Annotated in this window: 19 protein-coding genes and 1 rRNA gene; all 20 read left to right on the forward strand. The window is 67.4% G+C overall.

The window, feature by feature from the left end; all coding sequences use genetic code 11:
• Positions 1–22: 22 nt before the first annotated feature.
• Positions 23–985, forward strand: a complete 963-nt coding sequence (thrB, locus tag AC4HOU_RS27760; protein WP_163813951.1) for a homoserine kinase — start codon at positions 23–25, stop codon at positions 983–985.
• Between the two features lie 315 nt (positions 986–1,300).
• On the forward strand, positions 1,301–3,349 hold the full coding sequence (gene rho, locus AC4HOU_RS27765; RefSeq protein WP_194990834.1) for a transcription termination factor Rho: 2,049 nt from the start codon (positions 1,301–1,303) through the stop codon (positions 3,347–3,349).
• A gap of 765 nt (positions 3,350–4,114) precedes the next feature.
• Positions 4,115–4,345 carry a 50S ribosomal protein L31 gene (gene rpmE, locus AC4HOU_RS27770; RefSeq protein ID WP_036533791.1) on the forward strand — a complete coding sequence of 77 codons (231 nt, stop codon included), beginning with the start codon at positions 4,115–4,117 and terminating at the stop codon, positions 4,343–4,345.
• Positions 4,346–4,442: 97 nt separating this feature from the next.
• A complete protein-coding gene (gene prfA, locus AC4HOU_RS27775) occupies positions 4,443–5,513 on the forward strand; it encodes a peptide chain release factor 1 (protein WP_490725581.1) in 1,071 nt (356 codons plus the stop codon).
• A gap of 78 nt (positions 5,514–5,591) precedes the next feature.
• Entirely contained in the window at positions 5,592–6,464 is an 873-nt protein-coding gene (gene prmC, locus AC4HOU_RS27780) for a peptide chain release factor N(5)-glutamine methyltransferase (protein ID WP_462734783.1), read from the forward strand.
• A 139-nt stretch (positions 6,465–6,603) separates the two neighbouring features.
• Positions 6,604–7,269 (forward strand): L-threonylcarbamoyladenylate synthase, encoded by a 666-nt coding sequence (locus AC4HOU_RS27785; RefSeq protein WP_138445854.1) that lies wholly within the window; start codon positions 6,604–6,606, stop codon positions 7,267–7,269.
• Between the two features lie 54 nt (positions 7,270–7,323).
• Positions 7,324–8,505 carry an MraY family glycosyltransferase gene (locus AC4HOU_RS27790; protein ID WP_228815292.1) on the forward strand — a complete coding sequence of 394 codons (1,182 nt, stop codon included), beginning with the start codon at positions 7,324–7,326 and terminating at the stop codon, positions 8,503–8,505.
• Between the two features lie 33 nt (positions 8,506–8,538).
• On the forward strand, positions 8,539–9,003 hold the full coding sequence (locus AC4HOU_RS27795; RefSeq protein ID WP_163813929.1) for a Cg1360 family ATP-synthase-associated protein: 465 nt from the start codon (positions 8,539–8,541) through the stop codon (positions 9,001–9,003).
• Positions 9,004–9,241: 238 nt separating this feature from the next.
• On the forward strand, positions 9,242–10,090 hold the full coding sequence (atpB, locus tag AC4HOU_RS27800) for a F0F1 ATP synthase subunit A (protein WP_081505323.1): 849 nt from the start codon (positions 9,242–9,244) through the stop codon (positions 10,088–10,090).
• Between the two features lie 76 nt (positions 10,091–10,166).
• A complete protein-coding gene (locus tag AC4HOU_RS27805; RefSeq protein WP_011207590.1) occupies positions 10,167–10,412 on the forward strand; it encodes an ATP synthase F0 subunit C in 246 nt (81 codons plus the stop codon).
• Positions 10,413–10,417: 5 nt separating this feature from the next.
• Positions 10,418–10,978 (forward strand): F0F1 ATP synthase subunit B, encoded by a 561-nt coding sequence (locus AC4HOU_RS27810; protein WP_163813930.1) that lies wholly within the window; start codon positions 10,418–10,420, stop codon positions 10,976–10,978.
• Between the two features lie 19 nt (positions 10,979–10,997).
• Complete coding sequence (locus tag AC4HOU_RS27815; RefSeq protein WP_194990838.1) at positions 10,998–11,807, forward strand: F0F1 ATP synthase subunit delta; 810 nt, start codon at positions 10,998–11,000, stop codon at positions 11,805–11,807.
• Between the two features lie 51 nt (positions 11,808–11,858).
• Complete coding sequence (atpA, locus tag AC4HOU_RS27820) at positions 11,859–13,499, forward strand: F0F1 ATP synthase subunit alpha (RefSeq protein WP_163813932.1); 1,641 nt, start codon at positions 11,859–11,861, stop codon at positions 13,497–13,499.
• 58 nt (positions 13,500–13,557) lie between these two features.
• On the forward strand, positions 13,558–14,529 hold the full coding sequence (locus AC4HOU_RS27825) for a F0F1 ATP synthase subunit gamma (RefSeq protein ID WP_194990840.1): 972 nt from the start codon (positions 13,558–13,560) through the stop codon (positions 14,527–14,529).
• A gap of 25 nt (positions 14,530–14,554) precedes the next feature.
• Positions 14,555–16,003 carry a F0F1 ATP synthase subunit beta gene (gene atpD, locus AC4HOU_RS27830; protein WP_104362174.1) on the forward strand — a complete coding sequence of 483 codons (1,449 nt, stop codon included), beginning with the start codon at positions 14,555–14,557 and terminating at the stop codon, positions 16,001–16,003.
• A 6-nt stretch (positions 16,004–16,009) separates the two neighbouring features.
• Complete coding sequence (locus tag AC4HOU_RS27835; protein ID WP_163813933.1) at positions 16,010–16,387, forward strand: F0F1 ATP synthase subunit epsilon; 378 nt, start codon at positions 16,010–16,012, stop codon at positions 16,385–16,387.
• Positions 16,388–16,634: 247 nt separating this feature from the next.
• The gene (locus tag AC4HOU_RS27840) at positions 16,635–17,057 is read left to right on the forward strand and encodes a DUF2550 domain-containing protein (protein ID WP_175585901.1); all 423 of its coding nucleotides are present in this window, start codon (positions 16,635–16,637) and stop codon (positions 17,055–17,057) included.
• A 43-nt stretch (positions 17,058–17,100) separates the two neighbouring features.
• On the forward strand, positions 17,101–17,694 hold the full coding sequence (locus AC4HOU_RS27845; protein WP_194992740.1) for a cob(I)yrinic acid a,c-diamide adenosyltransferase: 594 nt from the start codon (positions 17,101–17,103) through the stop codon (positions 17,692–17,694).
• Positions 17,695–17,779: 85 nt separating this feature from the next.
• Positions 17,780–19,039 carry a UDP-N-acetylglucosamine 1-carboxyvinyltransferase gene (gene murA, locus AC4HOU_RS27850; protein WP_163813936.1) on the forward strand — a complete coding sequence of 420 codons (1,260 nt, stop codon included), beginning with the start codon at positions 17,780–17,782 and terminating at the stop codon, positions 19,037–19,039.
• A gap of 525 nt (positions 19,040–19,564) precedes the next feature.
• Positions 19,565–19,685, forward strand: a 16S ribosomal RNA gene (locus tag AC4HOU_RS27855); the annotation flags it as partial.

A 19,685-nucleotide genomic window follows, 5' to 3' on the forward strand; every position in this document is an offset into this window, starting at 1 on the left:
GACCGCGCGCGAGAGCCAGGTGATGACCAGGACGCTGCCCGCCGGATTGTCGGTGACCGCGCGGGTGCCCGCGTCCAGCGCCAACCTCGGTCCCGGATTCGATTCGCTCGGTATGGCATTGGGCATCTACGACGAGATCGAGGTGCGCACCACGAGCACCGGTCTCACCATCCGGGTGGAGGGTGAGGGCGCCGACGACGTGCCTTGGGGCCCTTCGCATCTGGTGGTCCGCGCGATCGAGCGCGGACTGGAAGCGGCCGGGGTGTGGGCCGACGGTCTCGATGTGGTGTGCCGCAACGTGATTCCGCATTCCCGTGGTCTCGGCTCGTCGGCCTCCGCGGTCGTCGGCGGTTTGGCCGCGGGCTGTGGGCTCGCGGCGAAATTCGATCCAGCGTCGACCGTCGACACCGACCGGCTGGTGCAGCTGGCCTCGGAGTTCGAGGGCCATCCCGACAACGCGGCGGCCAGCGTGCTCGGCGGCATCGTGGTGTCCTGGTCGGAAACCGATCGCGCCGCCGACGCCGGCCTGGACGGTGCCACGGTGGAACACCACAACCGCGCCTACCGCGCGGTGCGGGTGACCCCGCATCCGGCGCTGCGCCCGGTGGTGCTGATCCCGGAGGACCGGTCATCGACCGCGCACACGCGTGGCCTGCTGCCCGAGGTGGTCCCACACGGTGACGCCGCGTTCAACGTCAGCCGGGCCGCGCTGGCCGTGGTGGCGCTGACCGAGCGCCCGGATCTGCTCATGCCCGCCACCGCCGACCGCCTGCACCAGGCCCAGCGTGCGCCCGCGCTGCCGCTGACCACCGCCTGGATCGCCCGGTTGCGGGCTGCCGGGATCGCCGCGACCGTCTCCGGTGCCGGCCCGACGATCCTGGCCCTTACCACCTCAGATTTCCCCGCCGAGCTGCGCGAACAGGCCGTGGCCGACGGTCTGCGGGTGGTCGAGCCCGGACTCGCCGAGGGCGTCGGCATCCACTGACGGCGAGTCCACCTTGCCGAGGCTCACAGTTGCCAGCTATCCTGGGCAAGTCCGTACATCGTGCGCGTCAGACGCCGGTGCTTCATCAGGGCAATCGCTCCAGCAGGCTCCAGGCTCGAGCCTCCAGGCCATGGGGGTGTTGCGGAGCTGCGCAACTGGAATGATCTCTCCCACCTTTTTCATGATCGGTGGCGAAGCCTCCGACTCCGACGGAGCAGGCGATACGGCTACACATCCGAGCCCGGCACAGCGACCGGACTGCGGAACGAACCCTCGACACAGCACACGGCCCATCGAGGGAAGGAAAGGATCTCCGTGACAGATACGGACCTGCTCGCGACACCCGGGGTGGATTCCAACCCGCAGGCCTCGGGAGACCGCGATAGTGACTCCGGACAGATTTCGAAGATGAGCGAACACACCGACGTCGCACGATCGGGGCTGACTGGAATGTTGTTGCCGCAGTTGCGCGCACTCGCGGGGGAGCTCGGTATCCGAGGGACCTCCGGTATGCGCAAGGGCGATCTGATCGCCGCCATCAAGGAAAATCAGGCCGGGAAGGCGGCGGCCGCGGACAAGCCCGCGCGCGGTTCCGCCAAGTCCGCCACCAAGACCGAGGCGAAGAACGCGGCCGCGGCCCGCGCCGAGCAGCCGACGCTGGACGTCGCGCCCGCGAAGGAACCCGCCGCGCAGAACACCGCGCCCGCTCAGGACTCGCAGCCCGCCGCGGCCACGGCCACCCAGGCACCGCCCGCCGACGCGGCCAAGGACGCGCGCGCCAAGACTTCCGAGAAGAATTCCGCCGACAACGCTGCCGAGAGCGCAGCGCCCGCCGCCGAGAACTCCGACGAGTCCGGTCGTGAGCAGGGCCAGCGTGGCCGTGGCAGGCAGCGTCGCGGCCGCGACCAAGCGCGCGGCAACGCCGATCAGGCCCGCGGCAACGCCGGCGGCGGTGACACCGCCACCGAGACCCGCACCGAAGAGGCCAAACCGGAAGGCGACGGCGGCGAACGTCGTCGCGACCGTGGCCAGCAGCAGGGCCAGTCCGGTGACCGCGGCCAGAACGCCGGTGGACGCGACGGCCGCGGCGACAACCGTGGCGGTGACGACGAGGAAGGCGGCCGCGGCAGGCGCGGACGCCGGTTCCGCGAGCGCAGGCGCAGCCGCGACCGTGAGGGTGGCGGCGGCGAGGCCCGCGAGCTCGAGATCCGCGAGGACGACGTGCTGCAGCCGGTCGCGGGCATCCTCGACGTGCTCGACAACTACGCGTTCGTGCGCACCTCCGGCTACCTGGCCGGCCCGAACGACGTGTACGTCTCGATGAACCTGGTCCGCAAGAACGGGCTGCGCCGCGGTGACGCGATCACCGGTGCGGTGCGCGCCCCGCGCGACGGTGAGCAGTCGAATCAGCGGCAGAAGTTCGATCCGCTGGTCCGTTTGGACACCGTCAACGGTGGTGACGTCGAGGCGGCCAAGCGCAGGCCCGACTTCAACAAGCTCACCCCGCTGTACCCGAACCAGCGGCTGCGGCTCGAGACCACCCCGAACAAGCTGACCACCCGCGTCATCGACCTGATCATGCCGATCGGTAAGGGCCAGCGCGCGCTGATCGTGTCCCCGCCCAAGGCCGGTAAGACCACGATCATGCAGGACATCGCCAACGCGATCGCGGTCAACAACCCCGAGTGCTACCTGATGGTGGTGCTGGTCGACGAGCGGCCCGAAGAGGTCACCGATATGCAGCGCTCGGTCAAGGGTGAGGTCATCGCCTCCACCTTCGACCGTCCGCCCGCCGACCACACCTCGGTCGCCGAGCTCGCGATCGAGCGGGCCAAGCGTCTGGTGGAGATGGGCAAGGACGTCGTCGTGCTGCTCGACTCGATCACCCGATTGGGTCGCGCCTACAACAACTCCTCGCCTGCCTCGGGCCGAATCCTTTCCGGTGGTGTGGATTCCACCGCGCTGTACCCGCCCAAGCGGTTCCTCGGCGCGGCCCGCAACATCGAGAACGGCGGCTCGCTGACGATCATCGCCACCGCCATGGTGGAGACCGGCTCGACCGGCGACACGGTGATCTTCGAGGAGTTCAAGGGCACCGGTAACGCCGAACTCAAGCTGGACCGCAAGATCGCGGAGCGGCGGGTGTTCCCGGCGGTGGACGTCGCACCGTCCGGTACCCGTAAGGACGAACTACTGCTGAGCCCAGACGAGGCCGCGGTGCTGCACAAGTTGCGGCGCGTACTGTCCGGCCTGGACTCGCATCAGGCGATCGACCTGCTGATCGACCGTCTGAAGAAGAGCAAGAACAACCTGGAGTTCCTGATGCAGGTCTCCAAGACCGCGCCGGGCGCGCTCGACGAGTGATGCGCCGAACCGCCGCGCGGCGGTGAGCACGGCCTCGAGGGCTCCACTGCGGTGGAGCCCTCGAGCCGTTTCCGGGGCCGCGCGCGAACTGCGCGGCCCTCGGATCGCGGCGGGGGAGAAGAACACGACGCCGATCGCGGCGGCTCCCGCGATCAGAAAGGCGAGAATGAGCGCGGCGCCGTCGAACGAGGTGCGTCGCGAGGCGGCCGTCAGGGCGGTGTCGGATGCTGGTGCGTGCTGTCGTTGCTGGTCCACCGGGTGGGCCGGGGTCTGGATCTCCGCTGGGAAACCCGATGCCGAGGGCAGGCCGGAGCCCGCCGACGACGGAGAGTCCGTGCCACCCGGCGCGGCGAACCATCCCGCCGCGACAGCCACGACCAGTGCGACCAGCACCGCGAAGGCCACACGGTTGTTCATCCGGCTGTTCACAGGATCTCCTTTCCATGTCTCGGCACGCCGACGTGCATCGGATTCCAACACTATGAACGGAGCTGTTCGTATTCTTGAGTAGCCGACTACCCGACTTCAGGGTTCCTCGAGTGCTGCCGGTGCGCGTCCCCCCACTTCCTGGGGCGATAGCGAAGGGGGATTACTCGCCGGGGAACAATCGGGTCCGCGGGGGCGTTCGATAGACGTGTCGGTGAATCTGGCATACTGGATCGCCGTGCGTCCGCGCTGTTCGCGGACAATCCCGCCTAGTCGGCTCCGGTTCACGTTCGACGCCATCCGCGCGAGCGACCCGGCGCCATTTTCGAGAGGACACCCATGAAGGCAGGAATCCACCCGACCTACGTCGACACCACCGTCGTCTGCGGTTGCGGCAATACGTTCCAGACCCGTTCCACCAAGGAATCCGGTCACATCACCGTCGAGGTCTGCTCGCAGTGCCACCCGTTCTACACCGGCAAGCAGAAGATCCTGGACACCGGCGGCCGCGTGGCCCGCTTCGAGGCCCGCTACGGCAAGCGCGCCGAGAAGAAGGCCGACGCCAAGTAGCTTCCTCGCCGACGCCCGGTCCTGCCAAGCAGGTCCGGGCGTCGGTGTTTTCTCGGCCCGACCACCGATATCGAACACGCACGAGAGGAAGCCGACCGTGACCCAGCCGTCCGCGATCGACGACATCCTGGCCGAGTACGCGGGCTTGGAGACCCAGCTCGCCGATCCGGCGCTGCACAACGACGCGGGCGCGGCCCGCCGCGTCGGTAAGCGGTTCGCCGAACTCGCGCCCGTGATGTCCACCTACCGCAAGCTCGGCGCCGCTCGCGACGATCTGGCCGCCGCCCGTGAGCTCGCCGCCGACGACGCGGCCTTCGCCGCCGAGGTCCCCGAGCTGGAGCAGCAGGTGAGCGAGCTGGAGCAGGCCCTGACCGACCTGCTGGCCCCGCGCGACCCGCACGACGGCGACGATGTGGTGCTCGAGGTGAAGTCCGGTGAGGGCGGCGAGGAGTCCGCGCTGTTCGCCGCGGATCTGGCGCGAATGTACGTGCGCTATGCCGAACGGCACGGCTGGAAGGTCGAGATCCTCGACGCCACCTATTCCGATCTGGGTGGATACAAGGAAGCGACGCTGTCGATCAAGAGCCGCGACGCCGCCCGCGACGGTGTCTGGTCGCGGTTCAAGTTCGAGGGCGGGGTGCACCGGGTGCAGCGGGTGCCGGTGACCGAATCGCAGGGCCGGGTGCACACCTCCGCGGCCGGCGTGCTCATCTACCCCGAGCCCGATGAGGTCGAGCAGGTCCAGATCGACGAGACCGATCTGCGCATCGACGTCTACCGCTCCTCTGGCAAGGGCGGCCAGGGCGTCAACACCACCGACTCCGCCGTGCGCATCACCCACCTGCCCTCCGGCATCGTGGTGACCTGCCAGAACGAGCGGTCCCAGTTGCAGAACAAGGCGCGCGCCATGCAGGTGCTGGCCGCGCGGCTGCAAGCGCTGGCCGAGGAACAGGCCGAACAGGAGGCCGCGGCCGGGCGGGCCAGCCAGATCCGCACCGTTGACCGCTCCGAACGCATCCGCACCTACAACTTCCCGGAGAACCGCATCGCCGATCACCGCATCGGCTTCAAGGCGCACAACCTGGACGCGGTGCTCGACGGCGATATGGACGCCCTGCTCGACGCACTCGGCAAGGCCGACCGCGAAGCCCGCATGGCCGCGGAGTGACGGCCATGTGCCGCCGGGCATGACCGGTCGGGACCGAAGAGTTCCCGCCATGCCCCGCCATCGGGCAGAGTCGAGGCCATGACCCGCACACCGTTGCGGCCCGCGCTCGTCGAGGCCGTCGAAACACTTCAGGCCGCGGGCGTCCCGAGCCCACGCGCCGACGCCGAACAGCTGGCCGCCCACGTCCTCGGTGTGCCGCGTGCCCGGCTGCTGCTCGCGCCGCTGCTCACCCCCGAGCAGCGCGCCGAACTGCACGAGCTGGTGCGTCGGCGCGCACAGCGAATCCCGTTGCAACACTTGATCGGCCGCGCGGCCATGGGACGGATCGATCTGGAGGTCGGGCCGGGGGTGTTCATCCCGCGTCCGGAGACCGAGCTGGTGTTCGCCTGGGCGCTGGCGCACCTGGAGGCCGTGCGCCACGATCACACACCGGTCGTGGTGGATCTGTGTACCGGCTCCGGCGCGCTCGCCCTCGCCATCGCACACGCCCGGCCGGACGCCGAGGTGCACGCGGTCGAAATCGACCCGGCGGCCCTGAAATGGGCCAGGCACAACGCGGACCTGCGGATCGCGGCCGGCGACACCCCGATCACCCTGTACGCCGACGACGCGACAGACCCCGCGCTGCTCACCGAGCTGAACGGCCGGGTCGATATCGTGGTGTCGAATCCGCCGTACATCCCCGTCGGCGCCGAACTCGACCCCGAGGTCGCCGACCACGATCCGCACCGGGCGCTGTTCGGCGGCCCGGACGGCCTCGACGTCATCCGCGGGCTGGTGCCGACCATCGCCCGTCTGCTGCGCCCCGGCGGTGGTACCGCCATCGAGCACGACGATTCCAACGGCTCCGCGCTGGCCGCCCTGCTCACCGGGACCGGCGCGTTCACCGAGATCACCGAGCATCCCGATCTCGCGGGCAAGCCGCGCTTCGTGGCGGCGGTGCGTAGCTGAGCCGGCACCCCGCCCCGAGGGCCGCGAGCAGGGGTTCGCGGTCCGCCGCCCTGGCATGGTTTGTCCGTGGCGCGTGGCGAATTCGCGTTCTACCCGGGGGCCGACGGCGCCGCGACGCCCGCGTGACAGGATGGGTGCCGTGAGTACCGTCTACGACTGCGCGGATCCCGACTCGCGCGCCGCCGGACTGTCCGCCGCGACCAGCGCCCTGAAATCCGGGCGGCTCGTCGTCATGCCCACCGACACGCTCTACGGCATAGCCGCGGACGCGTTCGACAGCCAGGCGGTCGCCGAGCTGCTCGCCGCCAAGCGGCGCGGGCGCGATATGCCGGTGCCGGTGCTCGTCGGTTCCTGGCACACCATCGACGGGCTGGTGTTCTCGGTGCGTCCGCAGGCCAGAGACCTGATCCAGGCGTTCTGGCCGGGCGGGCTGAGTCTGGTTGTGCAGCAGGCACCTTCGCTGGCCTGGGATCTCGGCGACACCAGAGGCACGGTGATGCTGCGGATGCCGCTGCACCCGGTCGCGCTGGAATTGCTGCGCGCCGTCGGCCCGCTGGCGGTGTCGAGCGCCAATGTCTCCGGGCAGCCGCCCGCAACCACCGCCGCGGAAGCACGCGCCCAGCTGGGCGAGCACGTCGGGGTGTACCTCGACGGGGGCCCCGCCGAGCACGCGATCGCCTCGACCATCGTCGACCTGACCGCCGATCAGCCGCGCATCCTGCGCGAGGGCGCGGTTTCGGTCGCCGATATCGCCGAGGTGCTCGGTATGGCGCCAGAGGCGCTGTCCGGGCCTGCTGCCCGGTGACCGAATGGCCGATCGGATGAGCGGGCGGTATCGCGAGTGATCGCGGTGCACGCATTGGGAAGTTCCGGTGCCGTCGTCCCGCTGCGCGAGCTGCTGCTGGTGCTGCTGGTGTCCACGGTGGTGACCTTTCTCGCCACCGGCGGGATCCGGGTGCTCGCCATCGGGTTCGGCGCTGTCGCGGTGCCGCGCGAACGCGATGTGCACGTCAAGCCGATACCGCGGATGGGCGGGGTCGGCATGTATCTGGGCGTGGTGGCGGCCGTGCTGTTCGCCCACCAGCTGCCCGCGCTGCGCCGCGGCTTCGACTACCGGCCCGATATCGCGGCGGTATTGGTCGCGGCGACGATCATCGTCGCGGTCGGCATCGTCGACGACCGCTGGGGCCTGGACGCGCTCACCAAATTCGCCGGTCAGGTCACCGCCGCGGGTGTGATGGCGGTGATGGGGCTGAGCTGGTACGTCATCTACAACCCGTTCAACAACGAGACCGTGGTGCTGGACGGCTTGCAGAGCGCCCTGGTGACGGTCGCGGTCGCGGTGACGCTGATCAACGCGATGAATTTCGTCGACGGCCTCGACGGCTTGGCCGCGGGCCTCGGCCTGATCTCCTCGATCGCGGTGTTCGCGTTCTCGGTGGGCCTGCTCACCGAACAGGGCGGTTCGGTCGACACCTACCCGCCCGCGCTGCTCGCCGCCGCGCTGGCCGGAGCGTGCCTCGGCTTCCTGCCGCACAATTTCTCGCCGGCCCGGATCTTCATGGGCGATTCCGGCTCGATGCTGATCGGGTTGGTGCTGGCCGCGGTGTCGACCAGCGCGTCAGGGCGTATCCCGCTCACCGGCTACGGTCCGCGCGACATCGTCGGCCTGCTCTCGCCGCTGCTGCTGGTCGGCGCGGTGATGTTCATTCCGGTGCTCGACCTGCTGCTGGCCATCGTGCGCCGGGTGCGGGCCGGGGTCAGCTTCTCCACCCCGGACAAGATGCACCTGCACCACCGGCTGCTGCAGATCGGCCACTCGCAGCGGCGTGTGGTGCTGCTCATCTATTTGTGGGTCGGTGTGCTGGCCTTCGGCGCGGTCGGCACCTCGCTGATGGACCGGCGCGTCGTCGTCCTGCTGATGGCGGGCGGACTGGTATTCGCCCTGGTCGCGACGGCGGTTCCGGGGTTGCGGCGAGAGCGCGCGGCCGCCGCCGAACACGCCGAGCATCCCGGTGAGCCGCAGGAGCCCGCGGGATGACGGCATCGGCGCAGGACAAACGGCACGGGTAGAGTGCGGCTCGTGAGTTCGACACCGTACACAGACCCAGGCCCCGACGCTCCGCTGCGCGCCGCGCTGCGCTACGGCCTGGTCGGGCTGGTCGTGCTGACGGTGCTCGCGGTGGCGATCGCGGGTGCGGTTTCCGGCCTCGCCGGCGTCTGGGGCGCGCTGCTGGGCGCGGCCATCGGTGGTGGCTTCATCCTGACCACCGCCGCCGTGGTGCTCTTCGGCGCGAAACTGCCGCCGACCACGGCCGGATTGGTGATGCTGGTCAGCTGGGCGGGCAAGCTGCTGGTGGCCATGGTGGTTATCGCGATCTTGAATCAATTCGATTTCTACGACCGCGTGGCGCTGTTCCTGACCGTCATCGGAGCGCTGGTCATCGTGCTCGGTGCCGAGACGTACGGCGTTCTGCGGCAAAAGGTTCCGTACGTGACGGTGCCCGATCGCGAGGCCGGTCAAGGTACCGATCGGTAACAAATCGCACCCAGCTACACGCTGTCGTAGATAACTTGGTAAAGTCTTGGTAAGCAAGCGACCATAGGGGGGATCACCACGATCCCGCCGGGTGACGCTATGCTACTGCCGTGCCGGGCTCCGTTCCGGTTCTGCATGTCGACGATGTCGCCGACACACGTACAGACGCCCGAGCGGGAATGCCGCGCAGCTGCTGACGAACTTCGAGCCGACCTGAGTCGACCCACATTGATCGTCAATGTCCGATCGAACCGCGGGAACGACCGAACCCGCGGCCCGAACACGGGAGAGAACGCTGAGCGTCACCACTTTGGCCGCGGAATTTCACGCGCCATCGCTAACCGACTTTTTCCCTCCGGCGGTGCTGTTCGAGGGAACGCCGTTCGAACTCGATCGCTTGATGCTCATTCGCATCCTGATGTCGGCGGTCCTGATCGGCCTCATGGCGCTGGCCTTCCGTTCGCCCCGCATCGTTCCGCGCGGGCTGCAGAACGTCGCCGAGATCGGCCTGGTCTTCGTCAAAGAGCAGATCTGCGAAGAGGTCCTCGGCAAGGAAACCGGGCGCAAGTATTTCCCGCTGATCGCGACGATCTTCTTCACGGTTCTTTTCCTGAATTTCTCCAGCATCGTCCCGTTCTTGAATATCTCCTCGAACGCGCGGATCGGAATGCCGCTGGTGCTGGCCGTCATCGCCTACATCGCGTTCAACTACGTCGGTATCAAGAAGTACGGCTTCTTCAAGTACATGCGTAGCAGCATCGTGGTGCCGAACGTGCCGCCCGCGCTGCACGTACTGCTGATTCCGATCGAATTCGTCTCGACCTTCATCCTGCGTCCGTTCACGCTGACCGTCCGACTCATGGCCAACATGCTGGCCGGTCACATCATGCTGGTGCTGTTCTTCAGCTCCACCTGGTTCTTCCTGTTCGACGCCGCCAACTGGATGAAGGTGTTCTCGCCGTTCTCGCTGCTGGCGGGAATCGGGTTCACGATGTTCGAGATGTTGGTCATCTTCCTGCAGGCCTACGTGTTTGCACTGCTGACCGCCGTGTACATCGGCCTGGCCGAGCACGCAGATTCCCACTGACCGCACTAACAAATCACTGGAGACCTGCTACACCACGCCGACCGGCGGGTGAGCAACAGAAAGGGAAAGAAGACTCATGAGCCTCTCGTACCTGGCCCAGGAAGCTGCCAACGAGTCGACGCTGAAGGGCCTCGGCGCCGTCGGCTACGGCCTGGCCGCCATCGGCCCGGGCATCGGCGTCGGCATCGTCGTCGGTAAGGCGATCGAGGGTATCGCCCGCCAGCCCGAGCTGCAGGGCACCATCCGTACCAACATGTTCCTCGGTATCGCGTTCACCGAGGCGCTGGCCCTGATCGGCCTCGTCGCCGGCTTCATCTTCTGATTCCGATGAACGCGATTTCTTTGCTCGCAGAGGAGAGTTCGGAGGAGATCAATCCTCTGATCCCCGAAACGTACGACATCGTCTGGTCGATCGTCTGTGTCGCGGTTATCGCGGTGCTGTTCTACAAGTTCGTCGTGCCGCGCCTGACCAAGGTGCTCGACGAGCGCAGCGAGAAGATCGAAGGCGGTATCGCCAAGGCCGAGGCCGCGCAGGCAGAGGCTCAGCAGACGCTGCAGCAGTACCAGCAGCAGCTGGCCGACGCCCGCCTCGAGGCCGCGCGCATCCGTGAGGACGCGCGCACCCAGGGCCAGCAGATCCTGGCGCAGATGCGCACGGAGGCCCAGGCCGAGAGCGACCGGATCGTGGCCGCTGGCCACGCCCAGCTGGAAGCCCAGCGCCAGCAGATCCTGACCGAACTGCGTTCCGAGGTCGGCCGTACCGCGGTCGACCTGGCCGAGAAGGTCATCGGGCAGTCGGTCTCGGACGAGGCCAAGCAGGCGGCGTCGATCGAGAAGTTCCTCAGCGAACTCGACGACACCGACGCCGGCATCGGGGTCGGAAGGTAGCGACGCGAAAGTGAGAAGCATGTACGCAGCGAGCCGCGAGGCCAGCTCCCGTTCGCGGGAAGCGCTTCGGGCCGCTCTGACCGGAAGCGACAGTGTTGCCGCGACGACGGGTTCGGAACTGTTCGCCGTCGTCGCCGTGCTGGACGACCAGCGTTCGCTGCGTGTTGCGCTCGCGGACGTGTCGGTGCCCGGTTCGGCTCGCGCCGAACTGAGCGAGCGGGTCTTCGGCGGAAAGGTCAGCGTCGCCACCCAAGCGGTGCTGACCACCGCGGTGGCCCAGGACTGGTCCCGCACCGCCGACCTGGTCGACACCCTGGAGTTGCTCGGCCAGGAAGCGCTGCTGGAGTCGGCCGCCGACAGCGGCCGGCTCGACGCGGTCGAGGACGAGCTGTTCCGGCTCGGCCGGATCATCGCCGACAACCCCGACCTGGAGCAGGCTCTGTCGGATCGCGCGAAGCCGCAAGCGGCGCGGCGTGAACTGATCACCCGCCTGCTGACCGGCAAGGCCGAGCCCATCACCGTCACGCTCGCCGAGCAGGCGGTGACCAGGCAGCAGACCGGCCTCGGCACGGCCTTCGACGAGTTGTCCGATCTGGCAGCGTCGCGACGCGACCAGATCGTCGCGCACGTGCGGGCCGCCATCGCCCTGACGGCGCAGCAGAAGGAGCGGCTGGCCGCCTCCCTGCAGCGCATCTACGGCAAGCCGGTCACGGTGCACGTGCAGGTCGACGCGAGTCTGCTGAGCGGGCTCGTCGTGCGCGTCGGTGACGACGTGATCGACGGCACCGCCGTGGGCCGACTGGAGCGGCTGCGCCGCGAACTGGCGTAACCCGCCACCCAACCCCGACATTCGAGACCAGACAGCGAGAGCAGGAAGAACATGGCGGAGCTGACGATCTCCTCCGACGAGATCCGTAGCGCGATCGAGAGCTACACCCAGAGCTACACCCCCGAGACCTCCATCGAAGAAGTCGGTGTGGTCACCGATACCAGTGACGGCATCGCGCACGTCTCCGGCCTGCCCTCGGCAATGGCCAACGAGCTGCTCGAGTTCCCGGGCGGCGTGCTCGGCGTGGCGCTGAACCTCGAGGACCGCGAGATCGGTGCGGTCATCCTCGGCGAGTTCGCCGAGATCGAAGAGGGCCAGCAGGTCCGCCGCACCGGCGACGTGCTCTCGGTCCCGGTCGGCGACAAGTTCCTCGGCCGCGTGGTCAACCCGCTCGGTCAGCCGATCGACGGCCTCGGCGAGATCGAGGCCGAAGACCGCCGTGTGCTGGAGCTGCAGGCCGCGACCGTGCTGGAGCGCCAGCCGGTCGAGGAGCCGATGGCCACCGGCATCACCGCCATCGACGCCCTGACCGCGATCGGCCGTGGCCAGCGTCAGCTGGTCATCGGTGACCGCAAGACCGGCAAGACCGCGGTCTGCATCGACGCGATCCTGAACCAGAAGGCCAACTGGGAGTCCGGCGACCCCAAGAAGCAGATGCGCTGCATCTACGTCGCCATCGGCCAGAAGGGTTCCACCATCGCCGGCGTGAAGGCCGCGCTGGAGGAGCACGGCGCGATGGAGTACACCACCATCGTCGCGGCCCCGGCCTCCGATTCCGCCGGCTTCAAGTGGCTGGCCCCCTACACCGGTTCGGCCATCGGCCAGCACTGGATGTACCAGGGCAAGCACGTCCTGATCGTGTTCGACGACCTGACCAAGCAGGCCGAGGCCTACCGCGCCATCTCGCTGCTGCTGCGTCGTCCGCCGGGCCGCGAGGCGTACCCCGGTGACGTCTTCTACCTGCACTCGCGCCTGCTGGAGCGTTGCGCCAAGCTGTCCGACGAGATGGGCGCCGGCTCGATGACCGGTCTGCCGATCATCGAGACCAAGGCCAACGACGTCTCGGCGTTCATTCCGACCAACGTCATCTCCATCACCGACGGCCAGGTCTTCCTCGAGTCCGACCTGTTCAACAAGGGTGTCCGCCCGGCGATCAACGTCGGTACCTCGGTCTCCCGTGTCGGTGGCGCCGCCCAGACCAAGGCCATGAAGAAGGTCGCCGGATCGCTGCGTCTGGAAATGGCCCAGTACCGCGAGCTGGAGGCGTTCTCCGCCTTCGCCTCCGACCTGGACGCCGCGTCGCTGGCCCAGCTCGAGCGCGGTGCCCGCTGGGTCGAGCTGCTCAAGCAGGACCAGTACTCCCCGGTCGCCGTCGAGGACCAGATCGTCTCGATCTACCTGGTCGACGCCGGCTACTACGACTCGGTCCCGGTCGCCGACATCCGTCGCTTCAACAGCGAACTGCTCGAAGACCTGCACCGCAGCGTGCCCGAGGCCTTCGCCGCACTGGAGGGTGGCGCCAAGCCGCTCGACGGTGAGGCGGCCGATCAGATCAAGGCGGCCACCGACAAGTTCAAGCAGGGCTTCCTCGCCTCCGACGGCAGCCGTGTGGTGAACGAGGCCGCTGCCGGCGAGCTGGACCACGAAGAGGTCGAGTCGCTGTCGGTCACGCGCAAGCACGTCGAGAAGTAAGTCGGGCGACGACCAATGCGTTATTCGATTCTTCTGGCGAATGAAGGGAGTGTGAACCGTGGCAAGCTTGCGTGAATTGCGCTCCCGCATTCGTGGTGTGAATTCGATCAAGAAGATCACCAAGGCCCAAGAGCTGATCGCGACCTCGCGAATCTCCAAGGCCCAGGCCAGGGTCGCGGCCGCGAAGCCGTACGCGGAGGAGATCACCAAGGTCCTCGGCGAGCTGGCGAGCGCGTCGAAGAACCTGTCGCATCCGCTGCTGACCGAGCGGGCCGACCCGCGCCGCGCCGCCGTGCTGGTGATCACCAGTGACAGCGGTATGTGCGGTGGTTACAACTCCAACGTGCTCAAGCGCGCCGAGGAACTGATGACCACCCTGCGCGGCGAGGGCAAGGAGCCGGTGCTGTACGTGATGGGCAACAAGGGCCTCACGTACTACACCTTCCGCAACCGTCCGCTGGTCGCGTCGTGGACCGGGTTCTCGCAGCAGCCGAAGTACACCGATGCTTCGGCGGCCTGCCGCCATCTGGTCGATGCCTTCATGGCGGGCGCCGACGGCGAGGTGCCGCATCCCAACGGGACCGGCGACATCGCGGGCGTCGACGAACTGCACATCGTGTACACGCGTTTCGTGTCGATGTTGACCCAGACCCCTGAGGTGCGTCGTCTGGCGCCGATCCAGGTGAGCTTTGTCGACGAGAACTTCGACATGGGCGAGGACTCGTTCAGCGATTCGGCCACGGCCGACCCGCAGGCGCAGTACGAATTCGAGCCCGACGCCGATGTGCTGCTGGCGGCCCTGCTGCCGAAGTACGTCAATACGCGTATCTACGCGTCGTTGCTCGAGGCAGCGGCATCCGAGTCCGCGGCTCGGCGCACCGCAATGAAGGCGGCCACTGATAACGCCAACGAATTGGCCAGCGTGCTGCAGCGCGAAGCCAACTCGGTGCGTCAGGCCCAGATCACGCAGGAAATCAGCGAAATCGTCGGCGGCGTGAACGCGCTGGCGTCGAGCTCGGACCGCGACTAAAAGCGCAGGAAGAGAACTTATCCAAATGACCGCAGCTGTCACACAAGACAACTCGAGCCGGACCGGCGCTGCTGCAGGCCGCGTCATCCGGGTCATCGGCCCCGTCGTGGACGTCGAGTTCCCGCGTGGTGCCATCCCCGAGCTGTTCAACGCTCTGCACGCCGACATCACCCTGGCCTCGGTGGCCAAGACCCTCACCCTCGAGGTCGCCCAGCACCTCGGTGACAACATCGTGCGTACCATCTCGATGCAGCCCACCGACGGCCTGGTCCGTGGCGCCTCCGTCAGCGACACCGGCAAGCCGATCTCGGTGCCCGTCGGCGACGTCGTCAAGGGCCACGTCTTCAACGCCCTCGGCGACTGCCTCGACAGCCCCGGCCTCGGCCGCGACGGCGAGAACTGGGGCATCCACCGCAAGCCGCCGAGCTTCGACCAGCTCGAGGGCAAGACCGAGATCCTGGAGACCGGCGTCAAGGTCCTCGACCTGCTGACCCCGTACGTCAAGGGCGGCAAGATCGGTCTGTTCGGTGGTGCCGGTGTCGGTAAGACCGTTCTGATCCAGGAGATGATCACCCGTATCGCGCGTGAGTTCTCCGGTACGTCGGTGTTCGCCGGCGTCGGTGAGCGCACCCGTGAGGGCACCGACCTCCGCCTGGAGATGGAAGAGATGGGCGTCCTCCAGGACACCGCCCTCGTCTTCGGCCAGATGGACGAGCCGCCGGGCACCCGTATGCGCGTCGCCCTCTCGGCCCTGACCATGGCCGAGTACTTCCGCGACGTGCAGCACCAGGACGTGCTGCTGTTCATCGACAACATCTTCCGGTTCACCCAGGCCGGTTCCGAGGTCTCGACCCTGCTGGGTCGTATGCCTTCGGCCGTGGGTTACCAGCCGACGCTGGCCGACGAGATGGGTGAGCTGCAGGAGCGCATCACCTCGACCCGTGGTCGCTCGATCACCTCGCTGCAGGCGATCTACGTCCCCGCCGACGACTACACCGACCCGGCGCCTGCGACCACCTTCGCCCACCTGGACGCGACGACCGAGCTTTCCCGCCCGATCTCGCAGAAGGGCATCTACCCGGCCGTCGACCCGCTGACCTCGACCTCTCGTATCCTCGAGGCGTCGATCGTCGGCGAGCGGCACTTCGCCGTGGCCAACGAGGTCAAGCGCATCCTGCAGAAGTACAAGGAACTGCAGGACATCATCGCCATCCTCGGTATGGACGAGCTCTCCGAAGAGGACAAGGTTCTCGTCGGCCGTGCCCGCCGCCTGGAGAAGTTCCTCGGCCAGAACTTCATCGTCGCCGAGAAGTTCACCGGTCAGCCCGGTTCGGTGGTTCCGCTGGAGCAGACCATCGACGACTTCGACCGCGTGTGCAAGGGCGAGTTCGACCACTACCCGGAGCAGGCGTTCAACTCCTGCGGTGGTCTCGACGACGTCGAGGCGGCCGCCAAGAAGATCGCCGGAAAGTAGTCACCGATGGCCGATATGTCAGTTGATCTCGTCGCCGTCGAACGGCTGCTCTGGTCCGGCCGGGCGTCGTTCGTCAGCGCGCAGACCACCGAGGGCCAGATCGGCATCATGGCAGGCCATGAGCCGCTGCTCGGCCAGCTGGTCGAGGGCGGCACGGTGACCATCGTCGATACCGACGGTCAGCGCATCGTCGCGGCGGTGCACGGAGGGTTCTTCTCGGTCACCGGCGACTCGGTGCGTGTGCTGGCCGAGTCCGCCGAGTTCGCCGGCGAGGTCGATATCGAGGCGGCCCGCCGGGTGCTTGCCGAAGGGACGGCCTCCGACGAAGACAAGCGGGTGGCGCAGGGCCGGGTGCGCGCGGTCGAGCAGAACGCGAACGCCTGAGCTCGGACGCTGTCGAGCGTCCAAGCGGCACAACACAATCGAATACGACACTGCCGGTGGCGATCTCGCCGCCGGCAGTGTTGTTTCGGTCGCCGTGATCGCCGGGCGGCCGGCGCTAGCGGTATGTTCGCCGACAAGCCCGCCCCATTTGTAAACTCGAGTCCGTGGTTGAATGACCGGGTTCGGTCGACGGGGTGGGATTCGATCGATTCGGCGAACGAAGGGATGGACGGCATTGCACACCGGGATGGTTCTGCTGATCATTCTGGTATGTCTGCTGGTCGCCCTCGCCCTGGCCTCCACCTATCGTCTGGTGATGTTGCGTCGCGGCGGCACGGCCGCGATTCTGCGGGTGCTCCCGGCTCGCGGCGGAGAACGCTGGCGGCACGGACTGATCCGCTACGGCGAAGACCGGCTCGTCTTCTTCAAGCTGTCCAGCCTCAAACTCGGCCCGGATTCGGTGATCCACCGCCGCGGCATCGAGGTCGGTGAGCGGCGCGGCCCGCGGGGCGACGAATACGACATCATGACCGACGAGATCGCGGTGATCGCGGTATCGGATGCACAGGGCAGCTTCGAGTTGGCATTGGATCGCGGCTCGCTGGCTGCCTTTTTGTCATGGGTGGAGTCAAGGCCCTCCGATCGCGCCCGCCGGCTGCGCGGGCACTGACAGCGGCCGCCGGTCTCGGCGGGGCAGCGTTTAAGGTGGTCGTGTGAGTGTGCATCTGACCCGGATCTATACCCGGACCGGGGACGACGGGACCACCGGGCTGAGCGATTTCTCCCGCGTGGCCAAAACCGATCCGCGCTTGATCGCCTACGCCGACTGCGATGAGGCCAATGCCGCGATCGGCGTCGCCCTCGCGGTGGGCGCTCCCTCCCCGCGGATCGGGGAGGTCCTGCGCCAGGTGCAGAACGATCTGTTCGACGCGGGCGCGGACCTGTCGACGCCGATCGTCGAGGCGCCGAAATATCCGCCGCTGCGCATCACTCAGCCGTATATCGACCGGCTCGAATCCTGGTGCGACGAGTTCAACGAAGGGCTCGCCCCGCTCAACTCGTTCATCCTTCCCGGCGGTACTCCCTTGGCCGCCCATCTGCATGTGGCCCGCACTGTGGTCCGGCGCGCCGAGCGTTCGGCCTGGGCGGCGGTCGAAGCGCACCCCGACGACACCGGTACGCTGCCCGCTCGATACCTGAATCGGCTGTCGGACCTGTTGTTCATCCTCGGCCGGGTGGCCAATCCCGGTGGCGATGTGCTGTGGCAGCCCGGTGGGGGCGCCGAGTCCGCGGACCGCGACGACTAGTTCACTGCCTCGGTGGCCGATCGCCGGGAGCCGGTAGAGCATTATCCTTGCACTCAGTGGTGCGCCGAAGACGCGGAGAGGCGGCATGGAACGTTTTCTGGTAACTGGCGGCAATCGGCTCGTCGGTGAGGTCGCGGTCGGGGGCGCCAAGAACAGCGTCCTCAAGTTGATGGCCGCGGCCCTGCTGGCCGAAGGCACCACAACCATCACGAACTGCCCCGACATCCTCGACGTCCCGCTGATGGCGGATGTGCTTCGCGGCCTCGGCTGCGATGTGACGATCGACGGGTCGGTCGTCACCATCGACACGCCCGCCGAACCGAAGTACCACGCCGATTTCCCGGCGGTCACCCAGTTCCGCGCCTCGGTCTGTGTGCTCGGGCCGCTGATGGCCCGGTGCAAGCGCGCGGTCGTCGCGCTGCCCGGCGGTGATGCCATCGGTTCCCGTCCGCTGGATATGCACCAGGCCGGGCTGCGTCTGCTGGGCGCGACCAGCGAGATCGAGCACGGGTGCGTGGTGGCCAGGGCCGACGAGCTGCAGGGCGCCCGGATCCGGCTCGACTTCCCGTCGGTCGGTGCCACCGAGAACATCCTCATGGCTGCGGTGCTCGCGGAGGGGGAGACCGTGATCGACAACGCCGCGCGTGAGCCCGACATCGTCGACCTGTGCAACATGCTGGTGCAGATGGGTGCGCGGATCAACGGCGCGGGCACCTCGGTGCTGACCATCGAGGGCGTCGAGCGGCTCTCGCCCACCACCCACCGGGTGATCGGCGACCGCATCGTCGCGGCCACCTGGGGTATCGCCGCCGCGATGACCATGGGCGATGTGCGCGTCACCGGCGTCAACCCGAAGCATCTGTCGCTGGTGCTGGACAAGCTGCGTTCGGCGGGCGCCCGGATCTCCTTCGAGCCAGACGGTTTCCGGGTGGTGCAGCCCGAACGTCCGCGTGCGGTGAACTTCTCGACGCTGCCGTTCCCCGGTTTCCCCACCGACCTGCAGCCGATGGCGATCGGTCTCGCGGCGATCTCCGACGGCACCTCGATGATCACCGAGAACATCTTCGAAGCCCGATTCCGCTTCGTGGAGGAGATGATCCGACTCGGTGCCGACGCGCGCACCGACGGTCATCACGCGGTGGTTCGCGGAATCCCGCGGTTGTCGAGCGCGCCGGTGTGGTCCTCCGACATTCGCGCCGGCGCCGGGCTGGTGCTGGCGGGCCTGGTCGCCGACGGTACGACCGAAGTGCACGACGTGTTCCACATCGACCGCGGCTACCCGAACTTCGTCGAGCAGTTGCAGGCGTTGGGCGGGCAGGTGCGGCGGGTCGGCGTCACCGAATGACGGCCCGGATCGCCGGTAGGGCAGCGGAAGCGCGGAAGCGATAGCCGAAACCTCGCCGAAAACCCTTCCTGACCAGGCGATTTGACATTGCAAATGTAGCCACGTAACTTTATTCGAGTCAGAGCGACACGGACACCGACCCGGAGCCCAGGAGCTGAGCGGAAACGCTGAGCGTGCGGCCAGGGAAACGAGGTAGTACGAGGAGCGCCTGACGATCACACTAGCTGGACCGGTACCCCGGATTTGCTTCGGGTCTACGGCCGAGCTAAGCTGTAAAAGTTGCCTCACGGAAGCCCCAGCAAGATTCTGGCGTGGATGTGTGTGCGTGTGTTCTTTGAGAACTCAATAGTGTGTCGATGAATGTCAGTGCCAATTTTATTATTGGTTCCGGCCCCTCATACCCCCGTGTGTTGTGGGTCGGACATTTTGAATGTCAGCAAATTTTTGCTGGTGTTCGGTTTTGCTAGGTTTTCGGACTCTAGTTTAGATATTTCTGATTCGCCCTTCGGGGTGTTTCGAGAGTCTTCAACGGAGAGTTTGATCCTGGCTCAGGACGAACGCTGGCGGCGTGCTTAACACATGCAAGTCGAGCGGTAAGGCCCTTCGGGGTACACGAGCGGCGAACGGGTGAGTAACACGTGGGTGA

This window comes from Nocardia sp. JCM 38205 (genome assembly GCF_058222935.1).

Excerpts from the sequence above, each read along its gene's own strand:
- rpmE (WP_036533791.1), top strand. The coding sequence starts at position 4,115 with ATGAAGGCAGGAATCCACCCGACCTACGTCGACACCACCGTCGTCTGC.
- prmC (WP_462734783.1), top strand. The coding sequence starts at position 5,592 with ATGACCCGCACACCGTTGCGGCCCGCGCTCGTCGAGGCCGTCGAAACA.
- AC4HOU_RS27835 (WP_163813933.1), top strand. The coding sequence starts at position 16,010 with ATGGCCGATATGTCAGTTGATCTCGTCGCCGTCGAACGGCTGCTCTGG.
- AC4HOU_RS27815 (WP_194990838.1), top strand. The coding sequence starts at position 10,998 with ATGTACGCAGCGAGCCGCGAGGCCAGCTCCCGTTCGCGGGAAGCGCTT.
- atpD (WP_104362174.1), top strand. The coding sequence starts at position 14,555 with ATGACCGCAGCTGTCACACAAGACAACTCGAGCCGGACCGGCGCTGCT.
- atpB (WP_081505323.1), top strand. The coding sequence starts at position 9,242 with ATGTCCGATCGAACCGCGGGAACGACCGAACCCGCGGCCCGAACACGG.
- AC4HOU_RS27805 (WP_011207590.1), top strand. The coding sequence starts at position 10,167 with ATGAGCCTCTCGTACCTGGCCCAGGAAGCTGCCAACGAGTCGACGCTG.
- murA (WP_163813936.1), top strand. The coding sequence starts at position 17,780 with ATGGAACGTTTTCTGGTAACTGGCGGCAATCGGCTCGTCGGTGAGGTC.
- thrB (WP_163813951.1), top strand. The coding sequence starts at position 23 with ATGACCAGGACGCTGCCCGCCGGATTGTCGGTGACCGCGCGGGTGCCC.
- atpA (WP_163813932.1), top strand. The coding sequence starts at position 11,859 with ATGGCGGAGCTGACGATCTCCTCCGACGAGATCCGTAGCGCGATCGAG.
- AC4HOU_RS27840 (WP_175585901.1), top strand. The coding sequence starts at position 16,635 with ATGGTTCTGCTGATCATTCTGGTATGTCTGCTGGTCGCCCTCGCCCTG.
- AC4HOU_RS27810 (WP_163813930.1), top strand. The coding sequence starts at position 10,418 with ATGAACGCGATTTCTTTGCTCGCAGAGGAGAGTTCGGAGGAGATCAAT.